Below are 233 nucleotides of genomic sequence, written 5' to 3'. Positions count from 1 at the left end.
GCTCGGGCCCGCCGCGGTCGACCAGGACGTCATCAAGGCGGCCGTGGTCGTCGAGCTCACCCACGTCGCCAGCCTGTACCACGACGACGTCATGGACGAGGCCCGGATGCGGCGCGGCTCGGCCAGCGCCAACTCGCGCTGGGGCAACACCGTGGCCATCCTGGTCGGGGACTTCCTGTTCGCCCGCGCCTCCGACCTGGTGTCCGAGCTCGGATCGGAGTACGTCTCCATCC

General features: G+C 70.8%; 1 protein-coding gene. It reads left to right on the top strand.

The genetic code is table 11. The annotated features are described in order from the left end of the window. Window positions 1-233: polyprenyl synthetase family protein (locus ACSNOK_RS36385; protein WP_436784921.1), on the top strand; the 233-nt coding region annotated here is incomplete at both ends.

It is taken from the genome of Streptomyces sp. URMC 126, from assembly GCF_051386555.1.
Taxonomy (GTDB): Bacteria; Actinomycetota; Actinomycetes; order Streptomycetales; family Streptomycetaceae; genus Streptomyces.
This window is presented reverse-complemented; position numbering and strand designations above follow the sequence as displayed.